Raw genomic sequence first — 17,203 nt, 5'->3', positions numbered from 1 at the left:
GCGCCGGTCCTTGTTATTCTCGCACGTATTGCGAGGTCCGTGCATCGCGAACCACCTTGACACGAAACGCACGATTCAGATCGACATGAGGCGTTCTCGGATCGGTAACCGGCAGTACCGAGCCAATTACCCCACGATGCGTGTACTGATGGACGATACATCGATTTCCACCAGGTTGAAGACAGGCGCGTTGCGAATAAAGGTCGTTCACATCCTTCGATCCTGGCTGCCTGACGAGATCGCCGCCGTCCGCAGTGGTACGTGCCATCCATACCGGGATGCCACGGAGGCAGTCATCGTCCTCGGGGTAGGCGTAGTTTAGGTAGTCGCCGAAGACGGACGGGGTCGAATAGATGATGACCTGGATGTCCGGATAGTGGACCTTTGCACGCGTAATCCAAGAACAAATCGCCCGCGCGTAGAATCGCCCGTAAAAGCGTCGAGCCGATGCGCTGGTCCGCTCATTGTTCAGCTTTTGTTCAACGTCAAGCGCGAGGATGCGCCCTGAAAGTCCAGAGAATGAGATGTGGGGAACATCTGAAAGCCCTTGTGCGTCGAGCAAATCTGGAAGGGTATCTGCGCTTTCCACACCTTTTCGCTCAAATTCCTTTAAATATTCCTGGATCGACGCTTTGCTATCGGTAGTGAGAACTGCATATTTCCTTTCATCGCGCATATCTCCGGGAATCGGCATGAACACATAAGGAATCGTTGCCCATTGCTCGCGCGCCAGTGCGGCGGCATGTGTCCGGTATCTACCATCAAGCCGGAGAAACGCGAATTTCGCGCCGCACTTCGAATACCGCCCGTAATCATTGATGACATTGTTGGACGATAGATCAATTCCATAAAGCAGACCAGACGCCTCCTTCAGTCCTACGAATCCGTCGAGGATTGCTCCTGTATCGGTACGATTCCACGGCACTCTTGGATTCTGTATCGTAGCAGGTAGGGGTGCCGTATACTTGGGTGCAGGACAGTCGCCAGCTGCCCATGCGTAGTGGCCGGCCCCCAGGCAGAGCAATAACAGAATTACAATCAAAAATCGACAAATGAAAGTGCTTTGTGCCACGCACCGACGAGCATAAGCGTTCATTTCCACTCCTCCGGATGCCTAGCATGCTGCAGCAATGCTGTAAGATCCGCTTCACTCCCGTAGAACCTGTCGAGATCAAGCGGAGAGTCCTTGCCAAATAGCGCAAATCCTCCATACGACGTGTATTGTTGAAAGATGCAGCGGTTCGTGCCGTCCGGCGTTTTACACAGATCCGCTATGGCCCGCGCCGTCGGCTCGGTGCGGTCGACGCCGTCGCGCGAACCATCGGATGTGTGCAGAGAAATCCAGATCCCTCCGGCACGCAGATCACAAGGTGCATTGCCAAGGTCGTAGTCGCTGAAGATAGATGCCGATGTAAAGACAATGATTCGTTGCCCAGCGAAACTCGGATGGCGATGTACGGTCTCGATCCAGCGGCACGCAGAGGCGCCATATGCCTTTCCGATGACCCTCCGGTCGTCGTCCCCATATCGCTGCTGGGGCCTCTCCATCAAAGCGAGAACGATGGGAAGATACGGTTTCCCGTGATCGCCCGGGGCAACGTCGCGCAGCGGATCGGCAAGCAGAAGATGGCCGAAGCGTTTGACGAAGGTGTTAGCCTGTACGTCCGCGCTCATGAGATTCTCGTTCCGGATTTTCGTGAAATCCCCTTCATTCATCGAAGCGGTCGCAGTTGGCGAATCCTTTACAACAAGCGAATGGTAGGGGCCTGCGTATAGATTCTGATTGCGGGCGTTGTACCAATGAGCGCGGAACAGTGTTTCGTTATCTGGATCTTCTCCAGCGGTCAACCTCACATACACAAACGGAGCGTGCATAGGACCAATTCCGCGGCTATGGTCAACGACCTCAAGGCATTGTCGAAGACTCGTGAAGTCAGTCTGGTCCTGCCATTTCGAAACATCGATGCCGTGAACGACCTTAGTATCACGCAATGCAACGAATCCCTTCGTGACAATGCCGACGTTGACGGGATGTCCTTTGGGACTGCTGGGGTCCGCCCGAAATGGGAAGGTAGCAGGCGCGTATTGCGGCTCGCAGCTCTGAGCGCAAGCCACATCCGAAATACCAAAACACGCACATGCCAGATACCATGCACATAGCCTAATAAATTTGAAATGCGCCATCCCTCCTCCCAATCGCTCTATTAATACAACCGCGGATCACGAAGACATGAGATGCAGACCAATTATCCATCGAAGCACTTCCATCCCGAGGTGATGAGAAAGATTTAAAACTATCGATCGTTACCTAAAATCTATCCCGACGCTTCAAATCGAATCATCAAAATTTGCTCTTCTGAATCTCGCAGGTTACGTGAAGCCTACATAATCCCCGGCCGCGGACATCAAAGCACGTGCGCTCATGGCACATCTTTCGGTTTGAATAGCATCTGTTACCAGATTGCTTATGGTTTAGTTTCTGTGAATTTTCGGTCAAGACAGCGCTCTTCACTAATTCCCACGCTTCGGCACATCGAAATAGCGTTCAAAACGTCCTTTCCACGATCAAGTGCAGCAACATCGTTAGGATGGTTCTCGAGTATGCTCACCAGTGTGGATGCGCTTTGCGCCCCGAGACGCCTTCCAATCAATCCAAACACTTCCGGTTTGCCCAGCAAAATTTCTTTCAAATTTGTCGTCGCTGGCGACAGAGCAAAAGCGCTGCCACACGACGCGTCATCCTTACAGTTTCCGTAAGCAAGCCAGATGAATTGAGGATTAGAAAGTATCGCCACGTTCGCTGGAGCCGCAACCGGACAAACACCACCGGCTTTTCTTACAAACCCGATGTCTGGGTCGGCCTCCTGGCCGATTTTGTAGAAACAGTAATTTGCGATATTCTTCGTTTTTATAATACCCTGATTTTCATCCCCTACATTAGAATCTATAATTTCCACACCAACATTGTCGTGGAGATCCTTTACAGAGCAACCGCTGTCCATCCTGCTCATACTGAAGGCGAGTGAGAAATTCGGGTCTACAATGTCATTTGAATCTGCCGTGAAGACCGTAGCTATTGAATTAGCGAGTTGACCGACCAGTTGGGCCCCCTGTACGTATGGATTGGGAGGTATCAACACAGACGATGATTTGGTGAAATTCAGCAAGGCCTGAAAGACTTTCACTGTATCCGATGTTCCCTGCCGGCGGACGAATGTTAAAGGTACGCTCAGGTCCGAAGTGCGAATTGGTGACGACGCATTTTTCGTATTCCACAAATCCTGGTCCGCCAGCACATGGAGACCTAGCGATGCTCGTACAATCTTTCCACCAATATCTCGAGTGTCGATTGCCGCAGCCGCAGGAAAACTCGCCTTCTGGCCGAGTCCCGAAAGAGTAACATCGACACGAGCGCCCACGCCGTTTGTTGATCTGAACCAGTTCGCATCTGTTGGAACGCGGGCCGATAATATCCAAAAATCAACTGTCTTCTTACTCACATTCAGACAGTTTGCCGTGACATTCGAGAGAGGAAGTATGACGCTACCATCCGCAAATGCAGACATGGAAATAGCGAGCGCCACCGACGCCGCGCCCAAACCCCGAAATATTCTCATTCTTGTTCTCCCGTTGCCGCACTACCGTTGTGCATTGCGATCGATCCGCTTTGGAGACCATCTTGCGTTGTTGTACTCGCCAGCACATCGCTGACATCTGTGATTGGGATGCCTATGAAACGGTACATACGGCATCAGGAATCAGCATAGTCGGCCGATGTAATTCTTTCCAGTTCGAATTCGCGAAATTCGGTATATTTTATCGGCCCACCTCTGGAACGGGATCGCGAGTCACCAGCGGCCTGACCGAGACGCCCGATTGGTCGGTTGAGGACGTGCATCTCGTAACGTCACGATACGTCGCATCCGCTAATGGGCATCGTCCAAATCGGTGCATGGCGGGCGGATGTGCCCTCCGACTTTGGAGCATGTCGTCACCACGTCGAGCCCCGCCGCTCTCGCCGCGTCCGACATCGACCGCGCCGTCAAGCGAGGTGAACCAACATGCAGAAGCGTATCGCTGCGAAGTTCAAGCTCGGTGCTTTCAACTGCCCGAGGTGCGACGTACTCGCACAAATGCGATGGGACCAATTTCATCTCGGAGACAACTATGTCGAGGTACACCGAGCGACTTGCATCAGTTGTGTGCAGCCAAGCTACTGGTTAGAAGCGAACGACAAGTACAGCTCAAATCGTGGCGCGATGATTTACCCAAAACCCGTGAGTGCTCCAATCGGACACGCAGACATGCCCGAGTCTGTAGCTGCCGACTATGACGAAGCACGGAACATCGCTTCATTGTCCCCGCGTGGCGCATCCGCACTCCTGCGGGTATGCATCGAGAAGCTCTGTGCCGAACTACAAGCCAAGGGCAACAACTTGAACGAGCAGATTGGTTGGCTTGTCGCTAACGGCCTTCCCGTGCAGGTCCAACGAGCGCTCGACGCAGTCCGCGTCATTGGGAATAACGCTGTTCACCCCGGCAAGATGGACTCCGAAGATGTATCGGAGGTATGCGATAGCCTTTTCGCGCTCGTAAATCTGATAGTCGAGGACCGCATCACACGGCCCAAGATGGTTGATGCAGTGTTCTCGTCGCTGCCCGAAGGTGCGCGCAGGGCGATAGAAAACGGGACGGTAGTTCCTAGCCGATCTCCGCTAGAGATACGCATCCACCCGCGCACGGGGGCGCACGCGTGCGAGCGAGTGGCGTAAGTCCGCGCAGAAATCTCTATCGGATTTCGGCCCGCCAGTTTGAGTGGCAAACGGCATAATTACGTCCACCGTCGTTTTTAAGGCATACCATGAATAGCGCCGCCGTTTTACCGGTCATCCTCGCCACCCTCGCGTCAGGCGTGTTTGCACTCGTCGGAGTCATTGTCACCGCCCGTCTTACACAACGCCGGGAGCACGAGGCGGCTTGGCGACAGACCAAGATTGGGCATTATCAGGAATTCATGGTCGCGCTGTCAGGCATCGTCTCCGGGCGCTCCACGCCGTCCGCGCAAGAACGTTATGCCGATGCAGTAAACTCGCTCGCCTTGGTCGCCTCTCCCGCAGTGCTGGGTGCTGTTCACGCATTTCAGGCCGAGATAACCTACCGCAACAGCAACCGAAGCGACGAGCAACACGACGCTCTGTTAAATATTGTTATTCAGGCAATGCGAGATGACATTCAGCCAAGTGGCAATCGGGCACCGATTCGCGAGCTCAACTTTCTCGCACCGCCGCCTTCCGACAAGGCATAACGACAACCGCCCACCGCCCACCGCCCCGAATTTGGTTCAGCTACCATCCGGCAGTCCCATTTCAGCCCAAATTAAATGAAACGCATAGAAGAAGGCCATCAGAAACAGTTGCATTACTGCCATGTATTCAGAGAGGAATTACAAGTCGTAATTGATCTCATGACCATTGATGGTGCCCCGCCAAAGATGACCAGTGGGAGCTATGAGTTTGACAATGCAGAGGAACTCTTCGCATTCCTCGGGGAGAACGGGAAAGGCGAGATAAGAATCAGCCGCAACAATCCCTCCACCACTCTTCGGAGTGACGGCCGACTGTATGCAACTGTATCGACATACGACACCAGTGACGCAAGCGTTGCCCTATTTCAGCGGGTAGCCGCCACTCTCAGTGGTTGCGAAGGCACGAAACCTCTCCGAGATCGAGGATGGGTTGTGTTCATTTCGGGAGCCGTAAGTTGGTTTGGAATCGGGCAAGCAGCGCTCCACTACAAATCGTGGCAAGTGGTGCCCTTCGCCTGCGTAGCCGGTATCGGTCTTGCGATGTGCATAGCCGTATTTAGGCCGGGCCCAAGACGGGACACTTTGTTTTATGGCATCCGACGTGATGCCCGGAAATCGTTCTGGCAGCGCAAGCGTGATGACATCCTCGCTAACTTGATATCGGCCGTCATAGGTGCAGTGCTGGGCGTTGGAGGAACACTGCTAACCCAAGCGCTCAACAAATGATGACGCGGCATCCGGCAAAGTATCAGCGGTCATCGGGTAGAATCCATTCACACTCCGTTCACACTAACCGGCGAACGGAGCCAAGTTAACCACTGTCGCTCGCGTGACTAAATGCTTGAATAAGCGAAGAATTCTGGCCCGCCCTACACGATTCGAACGTGTGACCTACGGCTTAGAAGGCCGTTGCTCTATCCAACTGAGCTAAGGGCGGTCGAGGGGAAAAGACACGGCGACAAGACAAAACCCGGACCGCATTCCACGCGAAAGGCTTCGAGCGCCACCACCACACCCCAAAACTCGAAGCCCCGAAACGAAACGGGCCCGGCATGAAGCCGAGCCCGAAATTATACCCGATCATCGCGTCACATCACGCGCGACGCGCGACCGGCGGCACCGCAACCCTCAAACCGGCTGCGGATGCAGCATGAACCAGCCGAGACAGAACACCCCGGCAATCACGCAATACACGCCGAACGAAGCCAGCCGCCCGCGCCCTTCGAAATAGCGCATCAGGAACCGCACGCTCAGATAAGCCGCGATCGCCGTCAGCACGCCGCCGAGCAGCGCATCCGCGAGCTGGTCGCGCGCATGGAACAGCTTCGGCAGTTCGAGCACGCCCGCGGCAAAAATGATCGGCGTGCCGAGCAGGAACGAAAACTCCGCCGCCTTCTCCGCCGTCAGCCCGGCCACGTTGCCGGCGATCATCGTCAGCCCGCTGCGCGAGAAACCCGGAATCAGCGCGCCGATCTGCGCCAGGCCCACGAAGAACGCCTGCTTGAACGTCATCTTCTCGGGCGGTTGATGCGCACGGCTGCGCTGAATCCGGTCGCCGATCCACAGCAGCACGCCGTTGATGATCAGCGCGATCGCGACGATCCGCAGGTCGTGGAACACGCGCTCGATGCGCTTCTCGAGCAGCAGGCCGACGATCCCGGTCGGGATCGTGCCGATGATCAGCGCCCACATCAGGTGCCCGTCGTCGTTCTTGCGGCCGCCGAGCTGCGCGAAGAAGCCGCTGATCAGCGCGATCCAGCGTGCACGGAAATACCACAGCAGCGCGAGCGCGGTGCCGAGGTGCAGCGCGACGAGGAACGGCAGCAACTGCGGCGCATGCTTGTCGATGTGCATGCCGAACAGCGCGGGCACGAGCAGCGTGTGGCCGAGACTGCTGACGGGGAAGAGTTCGGTAACGCCCTGCAGGACGCTCAGGAATACCAGAAACCAGAGACTCACGCGTCGGTCCTTTTGGTGGTGATCAGTCGGGTAGAAGAGCGGACGACGCATCGCGCGTCCGAAAAAACGCGCCCCGATTATGCCCAGCCCAGATTACTGCGCCAAGGCATTTGACTGGTTATTGCGGCAATGCACACAAACGCTTGCAATTTGTAAGCACGCAGAAAGCAAAAAGCCCGCCATTTGCATGGCGGGCCTTGCGATTCCGGCAGAAATTGCCGTCAGCGGCCGAGCTGATAGAAAAACAATACCGTGCTGCCGGTGAACATGCCGAACAGTGCGATTCCCATTGCCATTGCCAGATCCATGGCCCCCTCCACGAAGTGTCATGACCCGGCAACATCACCGGTTTAGAGGCATTATCCAGACCGTCGGCAGGTTGAAAAACTCGCAATTTCCCCGAGAAGGGTTTTCCCCGACCGCGTCGCAACCCGATAATGGAGCGCGCCATCGCGCACCCCGCCCACCCGTTCATACCGATTCGCCATGCCGATCTTCCAGCAGCACGACATTCATGAACTCCACGCCGGCCCGTCGCTCGTTCGGGTCGCCCCGCAATTCGGCGGCCGCCTGCTGTCGTGGCACGTCGACGGCGAGCCGGTCATCTTCTGGCCGGACGCGGCCGACTGGAGCAACCTCGCGCGCGTGCGCGGCGGCAATCCGCTGCTGTTTCCGTTCCTCGGCCGCCATCGCGTCGACGGCGAACTGGGCCGCTGGCGCGATGCCGCCGGCGTGGTCCGCGACCTGCCGATGCACGGCTTCGCGCGCGACCTGCCGTTCGCGGCACGCCCGTCGGCCGACGGCGCCGCGCTGTCGATGACGCTCGATTCGAACGACGCGCTGCGCGACAGCTATCCGTTCGATTTCCGGTTCGAGACGACCTACCGGCTCGCCGATGCGCACACGCTCGACGTCGCGCTCACCACGACCAATCGCGGCGACACGCCGCTGCCCTACTACGCGGGCCATCATTTCTATTTCGCGCTGCCGCACGGCGAACGTGCAGAAACCACGCTCGAGCTGCCGCCGACGCGCCGCTGCATGCAGCGCGCCGACGGCTCGATCAGCCCGCTCGAGCCCGGCGCAGCGTCGTACAGCCTCGGCGATCCGGACATCCTCGACCGCTTCCACTGTCTCGACGGCGCGCCGTCCACGCCGGTACGCATCGTGATGCCGGGCCGCCGCCGCACGATCGAGATCGCGCTCGACGTACCGGGCTCGATCCCGTGGTACGCGGTCACGACCTGGACGGAAAAACCGGAATCGGACTTCTACTGCGTCGAGCCTTGGCTCGGCCTGCCGGACGCGATCCACAACGGCCTCGGGCTGCGCATGCTCGCGCCGGGCGCGACGGAAACGGCCACACTGCGGATTCGCGTGCTGCCGCTCGCCGGCTGACACCGGCCGCGCCGAACCGGTGCGCGCCGGCCGCGCCCGCGGCCCGAAACTGCGGTGCGCGGGTCGAACCCGTTAAAATCGGACGTTTTGTATCGCCTGCCGCGTCGCGCGCGGCAGGGTTTTGCGAGGTTCAATGATCGGAACAACAACGAAGCGGCTCTTCGCGGCCGCCTGCGCCGCGCTGCTCGTCGCGTGCGGCTCCGCTCCCGTCGGCCCGGGTTACTACCGCGTCGAGCGCGGCGACACGCTCTACAAGATCGCACGCGAGAATCGCACGTCGACGGCCAACATCGTGCGCTGGAACCAGATCACGAACCCCGACGCGATCGAGGTCGGCCAGGTGCTGCGGGTCGCGCCGCCGCCCGGCACGACGACCGCGTCGACCACCGGCACCGGCAGCGCGGGCCGCAGCCGCCCCACGCCTTCCGCGCCGGTCGAATCGGCGGTCAAGCCGGCCACCAGCATCGCACTGATCTGGCCGGCCGCCGGCAACGTGGTGCGCAGCTTCGACGGCTCGAAATCCAAGGGCATCGATATCGCGAACGCTGCGGGCACGCCGGTGCTGGCCGCCGCGCCGGGCACCGTCGTCTATGCGGGCAACGGATTGCGCGGCTACGGCAACCTGATCATCCTCAAGCACAACGCCGATTACCTGACGGCCTACGCGCACAACCGTGCGCTGCTCGTGAAGGAAGGCCAGCCGGTCACGCAGGGGCAGACGATCGCGGAGATGGGCAACAGCGACAGCGATCGCACCGCGCTGCACTTCGAGCTGCGCTACGGTGGCCGCTCGATCGATCCGGCACGCTACCTGCCGGCGCGCTGAGCGCGCCAGCGTCGACGGCAGACGACGGACGACACGCGATGCCGGCACGCATCGCATGTCGTCGCGAGGGAGAACGGGAAGGTTGTGTCAGCGCTTGCGCAGACGGCCGGTGAACCGGCCGGACAGCGGATCGACGCGGCTGGCGAACGCCACCAGCGCCCCGATTCCGAAGAGGCTGAACCCCGCAGCTATCAGAAGCAAATCCATGGTCATATCACTGTTTTGTCGTGATCTTATGCGTCATGACGGAATCGTGCACTGAGCCGCACCCGTTGCACGAGTCCGCACATTCCCTATCTATCAGACGCCATTGTGGTTTCGGTCGCGTGAAATGCCGATGTAATCTATCGACCGATGCCGACGATCGACGCCAAGGAGACTCGCATGCTGCCCGCCGCCGACCGCTACGACGACCTGCTCGCCCGCTTCCGGTGGGACGTTCCGGCCCGTTACAACATCGGCGTGGACGTCTGCGACAAGTGGGCCGACGGCAGCGGACGGCTCGCGCTGATCCACGAAACGGCGCAAGGCGACGTGTCGCGCCTCACGTTCGACGACCTGAAGAATGCTTCTAACCGTTTCGCGAACAGCCTCGCGCGGGCAGGTTTGCAACGCGGCGACCGGATCGCGATCTTCCTCGCACAGGGTCCGGAAACAGCGATCGCGCATATCGCCGCGTACAAGCTCGGCGCGATCGCGGTGCCGCTGTTCACGCTGTTCGGCGCCGACGCACTCGAATACCGGCTCGCGAACAGCGAAGCCGCCGTGCTCGTCACCGACGCAGCCGGTTACGCGAAGATCGCGTCGCTGCGCGCGCAACTGCCGATGCTGCGCACGTGCTACTGCATCGGCGACGATGCACCCGACGCCCCCGGCGTGCAGCGCTTCGACGCCGCGCTCGCCGACGAATCGCCGGACTTCGTGCCGGCGGACACCGCGGCCGACGATCCGGCGGTGATCATCTACACGTCCGGGACGACCGGCAAGCCGAAAGGCGCGCTCCATGCGCATCGCGTGCTGCTGGGCCATCTGCCGGGCGTCGAGATGTCGCAGCAATGCTTCCCGCGCGACGCACGCCTGTTCTGGACGCCCGCCGACTGGGCATGGATCGGCGGGCTGCTCGACGTGCTGCTGCCGTCATGGCATCACGGCGTGCCCGTGCTCGCGCGCCGCTTCGAGAAGTTCGACGGCGAAGCCGCGTTCGCGCTGATGGCGCGGCACGGCGTGACCCACGCGTTCCTGCCGCCCACCGCGCTGAAGCTGATGCGCGCGGTGCCGGCGCCGCGCGAGCGCCACGCGCTGGCGCTGAAATCGGTCGCGAGCGGTGGAGAATCCCTCGGCGCCGGGCTGACGGCCTGGGGGCGCGACGCGCTCGGCGTGACGATCAACGAGTTCTACGGACAGACCGAGTGCAACATGGTGCTGTCGTCGTGCGCGGCGCTGTTCGATGCGCAGCCCGGTGCGATCGGCAAGGCCGTGCCCGGCCACGCGGTCGCGATCGTCGACGAGCACGGTACGCCGCTGCCGCCCGGCGTCGAGGGGCGCATCGCGGTGCGCCGCCCCGACCCGGTGATGTTTATCGAATACTGGCGCAATCCCGCCGCCACGCGCGACAAGTTCGCGGGCGACTACCTGCTCACCGGCGACACCGGCACGATCGACGCCGACGGCTTCGTGCGCTTCGTCGGCCGCGACGACGACGTGATCACGAGCGCCGGCTACCGGATCGGCCCGGGGCCGATCGAGGACTGCCTGCTCACGCATCCGGCGGTACGGATGGCGGCCGTCGTCGGCGTCCCCGACCCGACGCGCACCGAGATCGTCAAGGCGTTCGTCGTGCTGAACCCCGGCCACGTCGGCGACGACGCGCTCGTGCAGGCGCTGCAGGCGCACGTGCGCACGCGCCTGGCCGCGCACGAGTACCCGCGCGCGATCGCGTTCGTCGACGGCCTGCCGATGACGCCGACCGGCAAGATCGTGCGGCGCGCGTTGCGCGACGCCTGAAACGGTCGTGGCCGTACCGGGCGGCCGGCCGCGCGCCCGGATGGTTTATAGTGGCGCCACGCAGTCTTTCCAGCACACAACCGATGTCCTCCCACCAACACGAATCCGCCGCGGGCGCGTCGCACAGCCCGCTTTACGCCAAACTCCTGGGCGAAACCGCCAAGATCGACTGGTGCGATCTCGAGCGCTTCTTCGCACAGGGCAAGCTGCTGTCGGTTGCACACGATCTCGATCTCGTGAGCGTCGCGGAAGCGATCGCCGGCGACGACGCGCAACAGGTCACGCGCTGGCTGTCGTCCGGCCTCGTCGCACGCATGCCGGCGGAAACCGCCGCCGACTTCGCGGCGCGCAATCCGGAGCTGTGGGCGGTCGTCGTGTCGCCGTGGGTCTGCGTGCAGGAACGCGCCTGACGCGTTCGCCATGTCCGAATCCGCATTACCGCACGGGGCCGGCACCGGGTCGGCCGCCGTCTCGCACCGGCGCGTCCTTGCGCTCGCCTTCCCGATCGTCCTCGCAAACCTGACCCAGCCGATCCTCGGCGCGGTCGACACGGCTGTCGCCGGCCACCTCGACGGCGCGCAGTATCTCGGCGGCGTCGCGCTCGGCGGGCTGTTCTTCAATTTCGTGTTCTGGGGCTTCGGCTTCCTGCGCATGGGCACGACCGGCCTCGTCGCGCAGGCGCACGGCGCCGGCGACGCCGCCGGCATCCGGCTGAACGTGCTGCGCGCGCTGATCGTCGCGTTCGCGCTCGGCACCGCCGTGCTCGCGCTGCAGGTGCCGCTGCTGTCGTTCGCGCTGACCGCGCTGGGCGGCAGCGAGGCCGTGCGCGCGACGGCGCTGGCCTATGGCCACGCACGGATCTGGAGCGCGCCGTTCGCGCTCGCGAACTACGTCGTGCTCGGCTACCTGCTCGGCGTGCAACGCGTACGGCTCGCGCTCGTCGCGCAGGTCTTCATCAATGCGGTGAATATCGGGGCCGTGCTGCTCTACGTGTACGGCTTCGGCTGGGGCATCGCCGGAATCGGTGCGGCGACCGCGACCGCCGACGCATGCGGCTTCGCGCTCGGCGCCTGGATGCTGTGGCGGCTGCGGCCGCGCGGCCTCGCGGCGCTGGCCGCGCGGGCGCTCGCGGACCGTGCGGCGCTCAAGCGGCTGATCGCGCTCAATCGCGACATCTTCCTGCGCACGCTGTGCCTGCTCGGCGCGTTCGGCTGGTTCGCGCATCTCGGCGCCAGACAGGGCGACGCGACGCTCGCGGCCAACGCACTGCTACTGAATTTCCAGACCTTCATGGCCTATGGACTCGACGGTTTCGCGCATGCGGCCGAGGCGCTCGTCGGCGCCGCCGCCGGCGCGCGCGACCGCGCCGCCTTCCGGCAGGCCGTGCGCGTCACGCTGCTGTGGTCCGCGCTCGGCGCGCTGCTGTTCGCGCTCGTCTACTGGGTCGCGGGCGGCTGGATCGTCGCGCGGCTGACCGACCAGGCCGAGATCCGCGCGGTCGCGCTGCGCTACCTGCCCTGGGCGGCGGTCTCGCCGATCGTGTCCGTGTGGGGATTCCTGCTCGACGGCGTGTTCATTGGCGCGACGCAGACGCAATCGCTGATGCGTGCGATGGTCGCGTCGTTCGCGATCTTCATCGCCGCGACGCTGGCGGCCGTCGGCCCGTTCGGCAATCACGGGCTGTGGTTCGCGCTGCTGCTGTTCATGGTCGCGCGCGGCGCGACGCTCGCGCGCTACCTGCCGGCGCTGACGCGGCGGATCGGCGCCGACGCAGCCGCGGCCGGAACCTGACGGCCGCGAAGGCCTGCCGCCATCGTCACTGCACGGCTGCGGGTGCCGACGGCGCCGGCTCGCCGAGCATCGACGGCGGCGTCATGTCGGTCGGCACACCGTGGTAATCGGCCGGATCTTGTGGCGGGTGGCCGCGACGGGCCTGGCGGGGATCGCTGGCACAGCCGGCAAGAATGGACGCGGCCAGCACGGCCAGCATGAAACGGGTCATCGGGAAGGCTCCGTAAAACGGCGCGCCCATCGCGCGCCAGGACCGCGCCGAGTCTAGCGGAATTCCGGGTTAGGGATCGTCCCGCGCGTGTCCTAATATGAATCCATGGCGCTGTGCCGTTGAAAGGAGGCAGCCATGTCGTCTGAAGAGATTGCCGGCCTGATCGGCCTGTTCATCGGCCTGATGGTGCTCGTCGCCCTGTCCTATTTCGAGTCGCGCGAATACAAGCGCAACCATGGCGGCGAAGGGATGATCCATCACTGGATGGCCGAACACCATCTGCTCGACTGGCGGCGCAAGCACTAGGCAAGCCCGCCGTGTCGTCCGGGCCGCCGCGCGCGGGGCCCGCTCCGAACGTGCGCCCACCCGCACGGTGGTCGGCGCATATCGCTCGAATTAACAGGGTCGGATAAGACAACATCCCCGGAATGGTCGAACGCCGTCGCGCGACAACCTGCCGCGCGACGGCGTTCGCTTGCGCGCGCCTGGAGCAGCGCGCCGCGATCGGGATGGCTCAGCCCAGGAAGTGCCGGGCGTAGCGGGCGTTGATGTCCGACAGCCGGAACAGCGTCAGGAAGTCCGCGCAGTTGAAATCGGGATCCCACGCCGGCGCGCCGCAAATCTTCGCACCGAGACGCAGATAGCCCTTGATCAGCGGCGGCGGCGCGACGACGGTGCCCGTCTGCAGTTCGTCGACCGGCAGCGCCGTGTGCGGGAACGCACGGTATTCAGGCGCCGTCAGCGCGTTCGCCGGCAGCGACTGATACAGGTTCGCCGCGTAATGGCCGCCGTCGGCCATCGATACGCTCGCGCAGCCGAGCATCGTCTCGTAGCCGTTTTGCATCATGTATGCGCCGAGACCGCCCCACAGCGCCATGATGACGGCGCCGCTGCGGTAGTCGCTGTGCACGCACGAGCGGCCGACCTCGACCATCTTGCCGCGCAGGTGCGTGAGGCGCGACAGGTCGAATTCGCCTTCGGCATACAGGCGGCCGACCCGAGCGGCCTCGTGCGGCGGCAGCACGCGGTACGTACCGACCACCTTCAGCGTGTCGAGATCGCGCACCAGCAGATGGTCGCAGTAGGCATCGAACGGATCGACGTCGAGACCGGACGGACCGCTGACCTGCGCGCCCATCTCTTCGGCGAACACGGTGTAGCGCAGGCGTTGGGCCTCGCGCAGTTCGTCTTCCGTGCGCGCCCAGGCGGCACGCAGACGGTACTCGGATGTGACGGTTTCAGCAGCGCGCGGCAGGTGACGCCGCGTCGTGTCGAGGGGAAGCGAGGCAAAAGGGAGCGTAGGCGTCGGCAGTTCTCGCATTAGGCTTTCCTGATCGTAAGGAATAGGACGACATGCCAGCCAATGTAGTAACCGGTCGTTACCGTTCTGTGGCACGACCGTGTCCTTTCAATGACGTGTCGCCGAATTGACTTTAGCAGAAAGCTTGCGAAACCGTATGATCAAAGCCCGCAAACCCCTTCAGGCCAGCTCCGGCGTCAGTACCGCGCGCAGTACGGCCTGATGGTTGCCGTCGCGCGTGCGGCTCGCGAGCCACACGATGCCGCCCTTCTTGATGCTCCAGCTGTCGTCGTTGCCGGCCATCAATTGCGCCGCGACGCTGCCGAGCGTCGGCTGGTGTCCGACGATCACGACCGTCGGCGCGATGCCGTCCGGCCAGCCGGCGGCGGCCAGCACGTCGTCGACGCTACCGCCCGGCGCGAGCGCATCGACGGTCCGGTACTGGTCGGTCAGCGCCTCGACCGTCTGCACGGTGCGCGCCGCCGGGCTCGCGAGGATCACGCTGTTCGACTCGAGCCGGCTGCGCAGCCATTTGGCCATGGCCTGCGCTTCCTTGCGCCCGCGGGCCGTCAACTGGCGTGCGAGGTCGTTTGCCGCGTAGTCTTCGGCTTCGGCGTGGCGCCACAGGATCAGGTTCATCATGATGTCTCCTTCCATGCTTCGACGAATGGTTCGGCCGACCACCCGCGGGCCGGACGATCACACTTCGAATTGTCGCCAATCGCGAGCGGTTCGTGATGATGTGCGCCGTATGCAAAACGTGATTGACCCGGCCACCCATTAGACGATAGAATCTTTGGCTCGTCGGAGCGTAGCGCAGCCTGGTAGCGCATCTGATTTGGGATCAGAGGGTCGAAGGTTCGAATCCTTTCGCTCCGACCAAGGAATCAAGGGGTTAGCTGATGCTAACCCCTTTTTCTTTGGCGCAATGCCAAGCCGTTGCTACTATTTTGCTACCACCTGGGGCGACTTCCAGAAGGAATCACCGCAATGGCAGCCCCTACCGACTCGGCCGCACAACCAGCTGCATTCGTCCATCGCGCTGACCGGAGCGACGAGAACAATTACCCTCCCGACGACATGGCCGACGCGTCGGCATGGGCTTGGGAATTCCTTCGCCGCAACCGCGAGTATCAGGGCGACCACCAAAAGTGGGGAGACGCCTTCGCCGACGTGCCCGCACGGCCGTTCGACGATATGCCGCTAACCCATTACCAGTCGCCTCCGACATGCCGTACTGGGCCTATTCGCAAGCTCATCCACAACACTCCGTACTGACCATCAAGGATCATATCCGCCTGCGCTGGGGCATCCAAGTGCGAACCCGGGCCGGGCGCCTCCATCGCGTTCGATCACGGCTCTGTCGTTGGAAAGCCAGCACGCCAACAGCATCGGCCGCACGATGCCTGAGATCAGCTATCAGGGTAGCGACCGGGCGTCAACGTCCAGCGTGTTTATCGCCGCGAAGGCCGAAGATCGTGCAATCTAGTTTGCGCGTCGTGAAGGCGAGCACCTCGATACGATCGCGGACTGGATGGGCGTCGACAACTCGACCGTGAAGCGCCGCCAAGACAACTTGACGCTTAGCACGGACATCGACGCGGATGTTGATCCGCCTGAAGGGTGGCGTGACCTGTGGTTCCTTTCCTCGGTTGGAGCGACGCCGAAGATGAGAGCGATGACGATGCCGCCGATGACGAGCCGAGCGATCGTCCGCCGCGGATCGGCGAGTTGTACCGGTTGTATGGCTTGTGCAAGTTGCGGTGGATTCGCCGTCCGCCGCAACTTGCACAATCGGTACAACGCCGACGGAAAAAGCGCACTTATCCTTGCCGTCCGCGACGCTCAAATGCATCGACTGCGACATCATCTCAACGCGGATCGCAACGCAAGCGCGAGAGTGAGGCGAAGAACCCTACGAAATTCACTCAGTCGGGACCTATCCGTGATTTCGTGGGCGGGGCATATCGTGAGGTGTAAAAGTCGGCCTAGTATCGAATACGGAGAACTATAGGGCGCCGTTCAATATTCCGGTCGACGCGCACCCGGTAACACCCACTGCCAGCACCAGCAGTACAACCCGAGCTGCGATCGTTCGGAGCATGTCGCTCTCCGTCGCTCAGACCTCGATATACGATACCGACTGTGACGCCACCAGCTTCGGCGGCGTCGGACATGCGCACCGACAGAGGTCGTCACTCAGCGCCGACTGCCGACCATCCCGCCCGGTGCTCGAATGGCGTGGGCCGTCGCATACAATCATGCCAACTGTCTTGCACACTGGGCACCACACCGGATCGTGCTCGTACGCTTGTTCGCGACCATGCAATATGTCCTGTCCGTCGCCTCCCTGCACGATGCCACCGACCGTCGTCGTGTCACCTTTCACGATGTCATATCGCCTCATCG

General features: G+C 61.9%; 18 protein-coding genes and 2 tRNA genes. 11 read left to right on the top strand and 9 right to left on the bottom strand.

Features of this window, described 5'->3' with window-relative positions:
- Positions 1–13: 13 nt before the first annotated feature.
- The 3 genes from DIE16_RS13530 to DIE16_RS13520 form a co-directional block, all read right to left on the bottom strand.
- On the bottom strand, positions 14–1,096 hold the full coding sequence (locus DIE16_RS13530; RefSeq protein WP_124892433.1) for a hypothetical protein: 1,083 nt from the start codon (positions 1,094–1,096) through the stop codon (positions 14–16).
- Positions 1,093–2,184 carry a GH25 family lysozyme gene (locus tag DIE16_RS13525; RefSeq protein WP_124892432.1) on the bottom strand — a complete coding sequence of 364 codons (1,092 nt, stop codon included), beginning with the start codon at positions 2,182–2,184 and terminating at the stop codon, positions 1,093–1,095. The genes DIE16_RS13530 and DIE16_RS13525 overlap by 4 nt, the downstream gene beginning before the upstream one ends.
- Positions 2,185–2,465: 281 nt before the next feature.
- On the bottom strand, positions 2,466–3,617 hold the full coding sequence (locus DIE16_RS13520) for a hypothetical protein (protein ID WP_124892431.1): 1,152 nt from the start codon (positions 3,615–3,617) through the stop codon (positions 2,466–2,468).
- 444 nt (positions 3,618–4,061) lie between these two features.
- Here DIE16_RS13520 and DIE16_RS13515 point away from each other — a divergent pair, with 444 nt between their 5' ends.
- The 3 genes from DIE16_RS13515 (at position 4,062) to DIE16_RS13505 (ending at position 6,031) form a co-directional block, all read left to right on the top strand.
- Positions 4,062–4,772: a DUF4145 domain-containing protein gene (locus DIE16_RS13515; protein ID WP_124892430.1), complete on the top strand. Its 711-nt coding sequence runs from the start codon at positions 4,062–4,064 to the stop codon at positions 4,770–4,772.
- Positions 4,773–4,861: 89 nt separating this feature from the next.
- Complete coding sequence (locus tag DIE16_RS13510; protein WP_124892429.1) at positions 4,862–5,305, top strand: hypothetical protein; 444 nt, start codon at positions 4,862–4,864, stop codon at positions 5,303–5,305.
- Positions 5,306–5,380: 75 nt separating this feature from the next.
- Positions 5,381–6,031, top strand: coding sequence for a hypothetical protein (locus DIE16_RS13505; RefSeq protein ID WP_124892428.1), 651 nt, complete (start codon positions 5,381–5,383; stop codon positions 6,029–6,031).
- Positions 6,032–6,165: 134 nt separating this feature from the next.
- Here the strand turns inward: DIE16_RS13505 and DIE16_RS13500 are convergent.
- Positions 6,166–6,242: transfer RNA gene (locus DIE16_RS13500), tRNA-Arg, on the bottom strand.
- 191 nt (positions 6,243–6,433) lie between these two features.
- Positions 6,434–7,264: an undecaprenyl-diphosphate phosphatase gene (locus DIE16_RS13495; RefSeq protein ID WP_124487597.1), complete on the bottom strand. Its 831-nt coding sequence runs from the start codon at positions 7,262–7,264 to the stop codon at positions 6,434–6,436.
- A gap of 486 nt (positions 7,265–7,750) precedes the next feature.
- Here DIE16_RS13495 and DIE16_RS13490 point away from each other — a divergent pair, with 486 nt between their 5' ends.
- The 5 genes from DIE16_RS13490 to DIE16_RS13470 all read left to right on the top strand — a co-directional run bounded on the left by DIE16_RS13490 (position 7,751) and on the right by DIE16_RS13470 (position 13,283).
- Positions 7,751–8,662 carry an aldose epimerase gene (locus tag DIE16_RS13490; RefSeq protein ID WP_124892427.1) on the top strand — a complete coding sequence of 304 codons (912 nt, stop codon included), beginning with the start codon at positions 7,751–7,753 and terminating at the stop codon, positions 8,660–8,662.
- A 133-nt stretch (positions 8,663–8,795) separates the two neighbouring features.
- Positions 8,796–9,488, top strand: coding sequence for a peptidoglycan DD-metalloendopeptidase family protein (locus DIE16_RS13485; protein ID WP_124892426.1), 693 nt, complete (start codon positions 8,796–8,798; stop codon positions 9,486–9,488).
- 384 nt (positions 9,489–9,872) lie between these two features.
- Positions 9,873–11,492: an acyl-CoA synthetase gene (locus tag DIE16_RS13480; RefSeq protein WP_124892425.1), complete on the top strand. Its 1,620-nt coding sequence runs from the start codon at positions 9,873–9,875 to the stop codon at positions 11,490–11,492.
- Between the two features lie 83 nt (positions 11,493–11,575).
- Positions 11,576–11,902: a DUF2288 domain-containing protein gene (locus DIE16_RS13475; RefSeq protein ID WP_124892424.1), complete on the top strand. Its 327-nt coding sequence runs from the start codon at positions 11,576–11,578 to the stop codon at positions 11,900–11,902.
- Between the two features lie 10 nt (positions 11,903–11,912).
- Positions 11,913–13,283, top strand: a complete 1,371-nt coding sequence (locus DIE16_RS13470) for an MATE family efflux transporter (protein WP_124892423.1) — start codon at positions 11,913–11,915, stop codon at positions 13,281–13,283.
- A 25-nt stretch (positions 13,284–13,308) separates the two neighbouring features.
- Here DIE16_RS13470 and DIE16_RS13465 read toward each other — a convergent pair whose 3' ends face one another.
- Entirely contained in the window at positions 13,309–13,494 is a 186-nt protein-coding gene (locus DIE16_RS13465; RefSeq protein ID WP_124487592.1) for a hypothetical protein, read from the bottom strand.
- 135 nt (positions 13,495–13,629) lie between these two features.
- Between DIE16_RS13465 and DIE16_RS36585 the strand changes: the two genes are divergently transcribed.
- On the top strand, positions 13,630–13,800 hold the full coding sequence (locus tag DIE16_RS36585) for a hypothetical protein (RefSeq protein WP_014897413.1): 171 nt from the start codon (positions 13,630–13,632) through the stop codon (positions 13,798–13,800).
- Positions 13,801–14,008: 208 nt separating this feature from the next.
- Here DIE16_RS36585 and DIE16_RS13460 read toward each other — a convergent pair whose 3' ends face one another.
- Entirely contained in the window at positions 14,009–14,815 is an 807-nt protein-coding gene (locus DIE16_RS13460; protein WP_044844882.1) for a GNAT family N-acetyltransferase, read from the bottom strand.
- A gap of 159 nt (positions 14,816–14,974) precedes the next feature.
- The gene (sixA, locus tag DIE16_RS13455; protein ID WP_044844883.1) at positions 14,975–15,436 is read right to left on the bottom strand and encodes a phosphohistidine phosphatase SixA; all 462 of its coding nucleotides are present in this window, start codon (positions 15,434–15,436) and stop codon (positions 14,975–14,977) included.
- A gap of 163 nt (positions 15,437–15,599) precedes the next feature.
- On the opposite strand from sixA, the gene DIE16_RS13450 reads away from it, so the two are divergent.
- Both DIE16_RS13450 and DIE16_RS13445 read left to right on the top strand, forming a co-directional pair.
- Positions 15,600–15,676 (top strand) — tRNA-Pro (locus DIE16_RS13450).
- Positions 15,677–15,784: 108 nt separating this feature from the next.
- A complete protein-coding gene (locus DIE16_RS13445; protein WP_124892422.1) occupies positions 15,785–16,072 on the top strand; it encodes a transcriptional regulator domain-containing protein in 288 nt (95 codons plus the stop codon).
- An 841-nt stretch (positions 16,073–16,913) separates the two neighbouring features.
- Here DIE16_RS13445 and DIE16_RS13440 read toward each other — a convergent pair.
- The gene (locus DIE16_RS13440) at positions 16,914–17,201 is read right to left on the bottom strand and encodes a PAAR domain-containing protein (RefSeq protein WP_124892421.1); all 288 of its coding nucleotides are present in this window, start codon (positions 17,199–17,201) and stop codon (positions 16,914–16,916) included.
- Between the last annotated feature and the right edge of the window lie 2 nt (positions 17,202–17,203).

The organism is Burkholderia sp. Bp9090 (assembly GCF_003857985.1).
Classification (GTDB): Bacteria; Pseudomonadota; Gammaproteobacteria; order Burkholderiales; family Burkholderiaceae; genus Burkholderia.
This window is presented reverse-complemented; position numbering and strand designations above follow the sequence as displayed.